Annotated in this window: 7 protein-coding genes; 2 read left to right on the plus strand and 5 right to left on the minus strand. The window is 66.7% G+C overall.

Translation table 11 applies throughout. The features are described 5' to 3' along the window. A partial coding sequence (locus ADBZ5N_RS15370; RefSeq protein WP_526258837.1) for an MMPL family transporter occupies nucleotides 1-2,787 on the minus strand: 2,787 nt, incomplete at its 3' end. A 221-nt stretch (nucleotides 2,788-3,008) separates the two neighbouring features. Between ADBZ5N_RS15370 and ADBZ5N_RS15375 the strand changes: the two genes are divergently transcribed. Then, on the plus strand, nucleotides 3,009-3,377 hold the full coding sequence (locus tag ADBZ5N_RS15375; RefSeq protein ID WP_526258839.1) for a hemophore-related protein: 369 nt from the start codon (nucleotides 3,009-3,011) through the stop codon (nucleotides 3,375-3,377). A gap of 9 nt (nucleotides 3,378-3,386) precedes the next feature. Here the strand turns inward: ADBZ5N_RS15375 and ADBZ5N_RS15380 are convergent, their stop codons facing one another. After that, entirely contained in the window at nucleotides 3,387-3,785 is a 399-nt protein-coding gene (locus ADBZ5N_RS15380; protein WP_526258841.1) for a DUF3054 family protein, read from the minus strand. Between the two features lie 59 nt (nucleotides 3,786-3,844). Here ADBZ5N_RS15380 and ADBZ5N_RS15385 point away from each other — a divergent pair, with 59 nt between their 5' ends. Beyond that, entirely contained in the window at nucleotides 3,845-5,038 is a 1,194-nt protein-coding gene (locus tag ADBZ5N_RS15385; protein WP_526258843.1) for an AI-2E family transporter, read from the plus strand. A gap of 1 nt (nucleotide 5,039) precedes the next feature. Here ADBZ5N_RS15385 and mmpL3 read toward each other — a convergent pair whose 3' ends face one another. The 3 genes from mmpL3 to ADBZ5N_RS15400 all read right to left on the minus strand — a co-directional run. Further along, the gene (gene mmpL3, locus ADBZ5N_RS15390) at nucleotides 5,040-7,829 is read right to left on the minus strand and encodes a trehalose monomycolate exporter MmpL3 (RefSeq protein ID WP_526258845.1); all 2,790 of its coding nucleotides are present in this window, start codon (nucleotides 7,827-7,829) and stop codon (nucleotides 5,040-5,042) included. 60 nt (nucleotides 7,830-7,889) lie between these two features. Next, entirely contained in the window at nucleotides 7,890-8,582 is a 693-nt protein-coding gene (locus ADBZ5N_RS15395; protein WP_526258847.1) for an NYN domain-containing protein, read from the minus strand. A 14-nt stretch (nucleotides 8,583-8,596) separates the two neighbouring features. Continuing rightward, the coding region (locus tag ADBZ5N_RS15400; protein ID WP_526258849.1) for a class I SAM-dependent methyltransferase at nucleotides 8,597-8,879 on the minus strand (283 nt) is incomplete at its 5' end.

The following is an 8,879-nucleotide window of genomic DNA, read 5'->3' on the forward strand; positions in this document are numbered from 1 at the left end:
TGCACTGTAGTACCTGTCGATGCCGGCCAGCACTGCGGCGGCATTGTCGACGCCCATGGCGTCGGCGAGGTCCGCCAGGTCGATGAAGTCGGCCCGGCTGTTGCGGCACAGGACGAGGAACGCCTTCATCCGCAGCGTCTCGGCGGCGGTCGGGATTTGCAGGCGATCACCGGTGGGAAGTTGGACGTTGGTGGTTTCCAATGGACCGCTGCGGCGCAAGGCGTCGGCGGATTCCCCCCGGGTTTCCAGCGCATCCAGGGCGATCACCAGCCGGCCTCGCCACACCGTGACCGGATGTACCGGCCGCGGGACGTCCGACCGGCGTCCTCGCGACGACTGAGCCCGGCGGCGATCGGCGGTCGCGGCGGTGCCGGACCGCCGCATCGCCGCCACCGGCGTTCTGCCGGCTAGCTCCGCGGGCAATTTTCTGGCACCGCTACCGGATGGCTCGCCGCGACCGCTGAAGGCAAGTGGGTCGAGGATGCTGACCGTCACCGGGGCCAAATCCCTGAGCCGGGCCGCATCGCGCATGACGGATCTCAGATCTGACACCGGCGGGGCGATCGAGGAAATGTCGTCGGGTATGACGACGACGTCACCGACCTCCAGCTTGGGTAACGGTTTGTCGAAGTCCACCGACGGCAGGACGCGGTCAAGCCAGCCGGGCAGCCACCAGTTCCACCGGGCGAACATCGCCATCAACGCCGGAACGAGCACCATGCGCACCACCGTGGCGTCGACGGCGATGGCCACCGCACACGCCACGCCCAACTGGGCGACCAGGGGCATGCCGGCGAAGGCGAAACCGGTGAAGACCGCGATCATGATCAGGGCGGCGCTGGTGATGGTCCGAGCGCTGGTTGCCACCCCGTACGCAACCGCGTCGCGGGTATCCCCGGACTGCAGGTAACGCTCCCGGATCCGGGTCAGCAGGAAGATCTCGTAATCCATGGAGAGGCCGAACGTCATGGCAAGCACCAGCGGCGGGATGGTGCTGTCGATGGAGGCGATCGGCTCGAACCCCAGCGGCTCCAACCAGCCCCACTGGAAAACCACCACAAGGCTGCCGTACGCCGCGGCCACCGACAGCACGGTCATCAGCACACCCTTGAGGGCCAGCACCACCGAGCGGATCGAGATGAGCAGCATCACGAAGGCGATCACGGAGACGAACACGAACACCAACAACTGGGTCGCGGCGACCCGGTCGTCGAAATCCTTGATCAGCGCCGTCGGTCCGCCCACGTCGATCCGGACACCAGGAGCCTCCTGCAATTCCGGTGTCGTCGGCAATGTGGTGCGCAGCCAATCGATGGTCTGACGGGCCCGCATCTCCTCGGGATCCACCGCGAGGACCGCCGACAGCAGCGCGCTTCGGTTGTCGTCGCCGAACACCGGCGGGGCCACCGAGACGATGTTCACCACCTGCCCTGCCTCGCGGCTCACTGCCTCCAACAGCGGCGCGTTGCGGGCGGTATTGGCATCCGGTTCGGGGAAGGTGACCAGGATCCGAACCGGACCCAGCGCACCGGGGCCCAAAGCCTCGGCGGCTGCGGCGACCCCGCCCCGGATCTCGTGGGAGGACGGGAACTGCCGCTGCAGGCTGTTGCCGAGCACCATCCCGAAAGCCGGAGCGGCCAGGATCAGCAGAACCACCGTGGCCGCCGTCGCCGATGCCCACGGCCGGCGCATGACGGCGCGCACCCAGCGCGTCCAGAACCGGGACTGAGAGGACTCCGGCCGGCGCGACCAGTGCAACAGCGGAGATCGCCGGGCCGCTGCCCGCCCGAAAACGGCCAGCACCGCCGGGATCAGGGTGGCCGAGGTGAGCACCGCGAAGGCCACCGCGAGGATCGCCCCGGTGGCCATCGACCGCAGCACCGGGGTGTCGATCACGTAAATGCCTGTGAGCGAGGCGATCACAGTCAGACCGGACAGCACAACCGCCAGACCCGAGGTGCCCATGGCGGCATCGGCGGCCTGTTGGGGATCGCGGCCAGCCCGCAGCTCCTCGCGGAACCGCATGAGAATGAACAGCGAATAGTCGATGGCCAGGGCGATGCCGAACATCGACACCGTCGAGGTGACGAATACCGACATGGTCGTCACCGTCGACAGCAGGTAGACCACCCCCATGGTCACCGCGACCGTGCAGATACCGAGTGCCAGCGGGATGGCGGCCGCAGCGAGCGAGCCGAACACCGCGACCAGGATGACCAGCACGATCGGAAGGTTCCAGCGCTCGGCGGCGGCGATGTCCTGTTTGGTGCTGGTCTGGGCGGCTGCGCCGAGGGCACCCTGACCGATGACGTAGAGCTTGACCCGACCGTCCGCGGTCCGACCGGGCTGATCACCGACAACCCCGACCTTGGTTCGCAGCTGGCGTGCGGTGTCCACCGCGCCGGTGTTGTTGAACCCGAGTCGCAGCGAAACCACATACGGCCGGTCCGGCGCCGGCGGGGGCTGGACCGGGTTGGGCACCACCTCGAGGTTGGGAACCTCGCGCGCAGCCTGCTCCAACTGGGCGACCGCCCCGGCCATGTCGCTGTAGGTGGCGTCGGCCCGCGGCGCGGCTACCAGGGCGAGCGGGGAAGAGCCCAGTTGCGGGTAGTGGTCCTCCAACTCGTATTGGACGCGCAGCGATTGGGAACCGGTCACCTCGAACCCGCCGCCGGTCAGATTCCCGGACTGGGTCAGCGCCAACGCCACCGACGGCACCAGCGCCAGCAGCCAGCAGATGAAGACCAGCCACCGGTGTCTGCGCAGGCTGCCGCTCAGTCGCATCATGAACTGCTGGATGGCTGCTCTCCCCGCATCTCCCGGTCACACACCGAATTGCGTGGCTGCGAGCCTACCGCAGCAGGTAGGTCGACACCCCCGTCGAAGAGCGACCCGACAGCGGTATCCGAGGGCCCGACACGGTCCGGCAGCGAAGCCGCAGAGCGACCCAGGCCGGGTGCTGTCTTAGGATGTGGCCCAACAGTTGATACGGGATGAGGAGACCGAGGATGAGGCTTACTACTCGCCGGGTGATCGCGGGAACGATGGGCGCCGGCGCGGTTGTCGGCGGCCTTCTGATTGGACTGGCGCCCTCGGCCGTGGCCGCCCCGCCGAACTGCACTGCGGCCGACCTGGCCGGCGTTGCCGCCGGGGTGTCCGCCGCCACGTCGGCCTACCTGTTCACCCACCCGGACGTCAATGCGTTCTTCACCGGACTGGAAGGCACTCCGCGGGACACCCTGCGCGGCCAGATCCAGCAGTATCTCGATGCCAACCCGCAGGTCAAGGCTGAACTTGCCGGCATCCGCCAACCGCTGGCCGATCTTCGGACCCGCTGCGGCGGCGACCAGTCCCTCGAGGTTCCGGACGCCCCGTAACCGGCGCGGCTAACGGGCGCCGCGTCCGGCCAGTGCCGTCACGGCAGCCCGCCAGCCCAGCAGTAGTACCCCGGTTACCAGGGTGGCGACCAGGATGAAGCTGAGTGCCACGCCGGCTCCGATCCCAGCGCGCAGTCCCATCCCGATCGCTATGGTGCTCAGCCACAGGTTGACCCCCGTCGGCCGCACCGCCGTCGGCTGACGCCAGGCCCGGTACAGCAGCCAGGATGCGGTCAGGCCCGCCAGGAACGGCCAGGCCGTCTCGGCGACCCCGGCCAGCGTCACCGCCCCGGCGTGGTTGCGCCGGCCCACCGTGCAGAACAGCACCACGCAGACGGCGTCGGCGGCGAAGGCCAATGCCGCGGTCCGGGTAGTGGCCGCGGCAGGCTCAGCGGAGCTGGTCGTCATGGTCTTCCATCCAACCGGGTTTGGCCTGGGTCTTCCACCCGGCTGGCTAGGCTCTACGGATGCTCGGCAACGGCACCGGCGCTACGCCCCGCCTCGGTGACGATGACGCCGTCGATCCGTTCGTGCGGAAGGCAGCAGCATGGTCGTGGCGCCTGCTGGTGATTTTCGGGGCGATCCTGGCGCTTCTGTGGGTTATCGCGCGGCTGAAGGTGATCGTCGTGCCGGTGGCGTTGGCGGTGATCCTGACCGCACTGCTGCTGCCCGCCGTGGACTGGCTCGACCGGCGTGGCGCACCACGTGGCGGTTCGGTCGCCCTGGTGCTACTGACCTCCATCGCCGTCTTCAGCGGAATCATCACTTTCGTTGTGAGTCAATTCGTTTCAGGTCTTCCGAGCCTCACCGACAAGGTCACCCGCAGCATCGACAACGCCACTCAATGGCTCATCGAGGGACCCTTGCACCTCAGTCGCGCGCAGATCGACAGTGCCGGCGACTCCGCAGTCACAGCACTGCGCGACAACCAGGAGAAACTCACCACCGGCGCGCTGTCGACCGCGGAAACGCTGACCGAGATCGTCACCGGCGCACTGCTGATGCTGTTCACTCTGATATTCCTGCTCTACGGCGGGCGGAACATCTACACATTCCTGACCGGAATAGTTCCGGCCGGTAGCCGCGACCGCGTCCGGGAAGCGGGCCGAGCCGGTTTCGGCTCGCTCATCGGATTCGTTCGCGCGACGTTCCTGGTGGCTCTGGTCGACGCCATCGGAATCGGTACCGGCCTGGCGATCCTCGGTATTCCTTTGGCGCTGCCGCTGGCCTCGTTGGTCTTCCTAGGGGCTTTCATTCCGCTGATCGGCGCGCTCATCACCGGGTTCCTCGCTGTTGTGGTGGCCCTGCTGGCGAAGGGCTTCATCTACGCGTTGATCACCCTGGGACTGATCATCGCGGTGCAGCAGTTGGAGGCCCATGTGCTCCAACCCCTGCTGATGGGGCGCGCGGTGTCCATCCATCCGCTGGCCATCGTTCTGGCGCTGGCCACCGGCGGTGTGCTCGCCGGGATCATCGGCGCGTTGCTGGCGGTTCCGGTGCTGGCGTTCCTCAACAGCGCGATTCGGGTGCTGGTCGCCCCCGACACCGGCGCCGCACCGCCCGGCGGGGGCGCCGTCCTGGTGCAGGCTGAGCCGGACTCCGTTTCGTTCGACGAGATTCGGTCCGACGAGTTCCCGTCCGACGAGAATCCCCGCGGCTAGCTCAGATCCGTCCTTCGCGCCGCAACAAATCCTGCGCGCTGACCCCGCCTCCGCTGTGCTGGCCGCGGGCATTGAGCTGCTCGGTGGCCACCTCGGAGTCGGCGGCCTGAGGCCGGCTCACCGGGATCGCGCGGGTTTCCTCCGCCGACAGCGGGTCCCCGGTGTTCGCGGTCGGGATCGCCCTGGTGGCGTCATCAGGGGCGGAGATCACGTTGGTGGGCTCCCCGGAGGCCAGCACATTGGTCGGTTCGGCGGAATCCGTGCCGTGATCGGCAGCGGCCGGCCGCCTCGGGGCCGTTTTGCGGCGAAGCTCGCCAAGCCAGGAGCCGATATCGCGGTCCTCGCGGGCCGCGGTGCTGGCGAACCGGGTGGTCGGGGCCTCCTCAACCGGGGCGCTGACCGGTTCGGTGAGCAGGGCGGCCGTTCCGACGGCTGCGATCCGCTGGCGGGGCGTGCTGACCGGCCCGGCAGGTGCGGCCGCCGCACCCACAAGGGCAACCTCCGGTTCCGGGGCCGCGAGGAGTTTGCGCTCGTCGGGCAGAGTGGTCTCGCCCAGCCCGATCTTGTGCTGCAACCGCTTCATCCATTTCGGTGCCCACCAGCAGTCGTCGCCGAGGAGTTTCATGATCGCCGGCACCAGGAACATTCGGACGATGGTGGCGTCGAGCAGGAGCGCGATCAGCAGGCCGAACGCGAGGTACTTCATCATCACCAGATCGGAGAACACGAACGCGCCGGCCACCACGGCCAGCACCAGCGCCGCGGCGGTGATCAGCCGGCCGGTGGTCGCGGTTCCGATCCGGATCGCCTCGGTGGTGGACATGCCTTGTTCACGAGCCTCCACCATGCGGGAGACCAGGAACACCTCGTAGTCGGTGGACAAGCCGTAGATCACCGCGATGATCAATCCGATCATCGGGGCCATCAGCGGTTGCGGGGTGTAGTTCATCAGACCCGACCCGTGCCCGTCGACGAACATCCAGGTCAGGACACCCATCGTCGATCCCAGCGTCAGTGCGCTCATCAGTGCGGCCTTGATCGGCAGGACCAGCGAGCCGAACGCCAGGAACATCAGGATCGTGGTCGTGGTGATCAGCAGCAGCACCATCAACGGCAGCTTCGCGAAAAGGCTGTGGATGCTGTCCTGTTCGAGGGCGGGGGTGCCGCCGACGTACACCGAAAGGCCCTTGGGTGCGGTGATGTCGCGGAGTTCGTTGATCTTCTTCGCGGCGTCGTTGCGGTTCACCAGACCGTTCTGGATGACGCGGACCGACGGATCCTTCGACGCCCCGTCCAGATAGGGCCGTTCCTTCCACAACGCGTCGGGATTGTTGTCCGGGTCGGTGAATCCGGCGATGCCCATGGCCTCGCTGCGGATCTCCGCGATCTGCTGATCGGTGACCGGCTGGCCGTCGTTGTTCTTGATGACCAGGGTCAACGGTTCGGTGCGGAAGCCGGGGAAGATCTTGTCGAACTCTTCCTGGGCCAACCGCACCGAGTTGGTCGGCGGCAGATACTTCTCGCTGATGCCGCCCAGGGACAGCTTCCCGAGCGGAATAATCATCGCGATCATGATCAGGATGATCGGCAGGGCGAACATTACGGGTCGCTTCATCACCCGGTTGACCAGATTGCCCCAGAAGCCGTTCTCGACCTCTTCCCGGGTCTTGGTTTTCTGCGTCTTCTCGGCGAACCAGTCGATGATCTTGCGGGAGAACGGCCAATCACGCAGGAACGGCACCCGCAGCAGCGTGTTGACGCCCAACGCGTCGACGTTGGGGCCCAGGATTCCCAGGATTGCCGGCAGCACCGTGATCGACAGCACCGCGGCAAGCATCACCGAGGCGATGATCGCGTAAGTGATCGACTTCAGGAAGCCCTGTGGGAACAGCAGCAGTGGCAGGGACGACGCCACGATGATCACCGCCGAGAAGATCACCGTCCGGCCGGAGGTCATCACCGTTCGGCGCACCGCCGTCGGGGTGTCGTATCCCTCGGCTAACTCTTCTCGGAACCTGCTGACGATGAACAGCCCGTAGTCCACTGCGATGCCCAGGCCGATGAGAGTGACCACCGGTTGGGCGAAGAAGTGCACCGGGGTCACGTCGGCGGTCATCCGCATGATTCCCAGGGCGCCGGCGATGGACAGGCCGCCGATGATGGCCGGGAGGCTGGCAGCAATGACGCCGCCGAACACGAAGAACAACAACACGGCCACCAGTGGGATGGCTGCCACCTCGGCGCGCTGCTGATCCACGCCGATGGTGCCGGTGAGCTCGTTGGCCAACGGCTGAAGGCCGGCCTGCTTCACATCGACACCGTCGATGGTGAAGCTGTCCTTGACCTTCTTGTAGTTGTTCAGGATGGTGTCGTCGTCGTCGCCCTTGAGTTGGATCGACATGAAGGCGTGCTTCTTGTCAGCGTCGGCCATGTTCGCCAGTAACTCGGGGCTCCTGAAGTAACCGATGGACCGCAGGATCTCGTCGGGGTGGTCCCGCTGCGCCTGGTCGAGGTTGTCCAGGATCTTCTTGGTGAACTCCGGATCGTCGACGGTTTTACCCTCGGGCGCGGTATAGATCGCCACGATGTGACCTGAGGTGTCACGGCCGTAGGCGCCGTCGGCGATCAGCGACGCCTTGACCGACTCGCTGCCCTCGTCGTAAAAGCCGCTCTGGGTGACATGTTTGCCCAGACTCATGCCGTAGATACCGCCACCGATACACAACACGACCATCACACCGATAACGATGTATCGGTACCGGTAGACGGTTCGGCCCCACCAGGCGAACACTCGATCTCCTCACTACAACAACAACGACTAAGCAATAACGCAAACGACCACGCGACTGTCCTACAGCCGAGAGGTCAACAACGCGGACAGCGGCCGGAACGGCTGCAGCCACGCGCCTTGTTCTGGTAGCGAATCCAAGCCGATTCGCGGCAAGGGCTCGCGGAAAACACCGGGAATGTCCTCCAAATCGACGAAATCCAAGCTATCCGACGCTAACGCCCAGCTGGCATGTTCGCGAAATCCGAGCACACTGACCGGGGTGCCGGCGCGCGCGATGTCCTCCAGCGGGTGCCGGAAGGCCTGGCCGTCGGCTGAGGCCACCAGCACGCCCGCCAGCCCTTCCCGCTCTCGTAGGGCGATGTGGGCCAGCATGTCGCTGTCCACGTCGCTGTCATCGTCGATCTTCGGTTTGGCGAAGACGGCGAAGCCCACGTTGCGCAACGCCTCCACCCAGGGGCGGACGACGTCCGCGCTACCCGGAGCGATGTTGGTGAACACCGTCGCTTCGGGCTCGATCGACGCCTCCGGCCGTCCAGCGGCCAGCTCCGCGGTGCGGGCCAGCAGCCAGCGGCCGAGGGCGTCGAAGCGGGGCCGGTGCGCGGCGGTCGGCCGGCCCCCCAGGATCGCCCCCAGTCCCATATCGAGATTGGGTGCGTCCCACACCAGAAGTACCCGATTGACCGCCGGTTCGACATCGGTCGGGGGCGACCCGCTTTCGGGCGTGCGGGCGGTGGACTCTTCGATAATGGTCATGCTCGTCTCACCCGCTAGGCCTTCATCCAGATAAGTTCGGCCACCGCGCTGCCCGCGTCGCGGGCTTTGCTCTCGTACTTCGTTGCGGGGCGGTGCACCGAGATCGGCAATCGCTCATCGGCGGACACCCGGCGCAGTCGCGGTTCGGCGTCGCCGGCTTCGGCGATCTCCTCGGCGTAACCGGCGTGGTCAGTCGCCACGTGCAGGACGCCGCCGGGCCGCAACCGATCGACCATCAGCGCGATCGTCGCGGGCTGCAGCAGGCGGCGTTTGTGGTGACGTGACTTGGGCCACGGG

Source organism: Mycobacterium sp. (assembly GCF_044370595.1).
Lineage (GTDB): Bacteria > Actinomycetota > Actinomycetes > Mycobacteriales > Mycobacteriaceae > Mycobacterium.

Coding starts and splice junctions, on each gene's coding strand:
- ADBZ5N_RS15375 (WP_526258839.1), top strand. CDS start 3,009: ATGAGGCTTACTACTCGCCGGGTGATCGCGGGAACGATGGGCGCCGGC.
- ADBZ5N_RS15385 (WP_526258843.1), top strand. CDS start 3,845: ATGCTCGGCAACGGCACCGGCGCTACGCCCCGCCTCGGTGACGATGAC.
- ADBZ5N_RS15395 (WP_526258847.1), bottom strand. CDS start 8,582: ATGACCATTATCGAAGAGTCCACCGCCCGCACGCCCGAAAGCGGGTCG.
- ADBZ5N_RS15380 (WP_526258841.1), bottom strand. CDS start 3,785: ATGACGACCAGCTCCGCTGAGCCTGCCGCGGCCACTACCCGGACCGCG.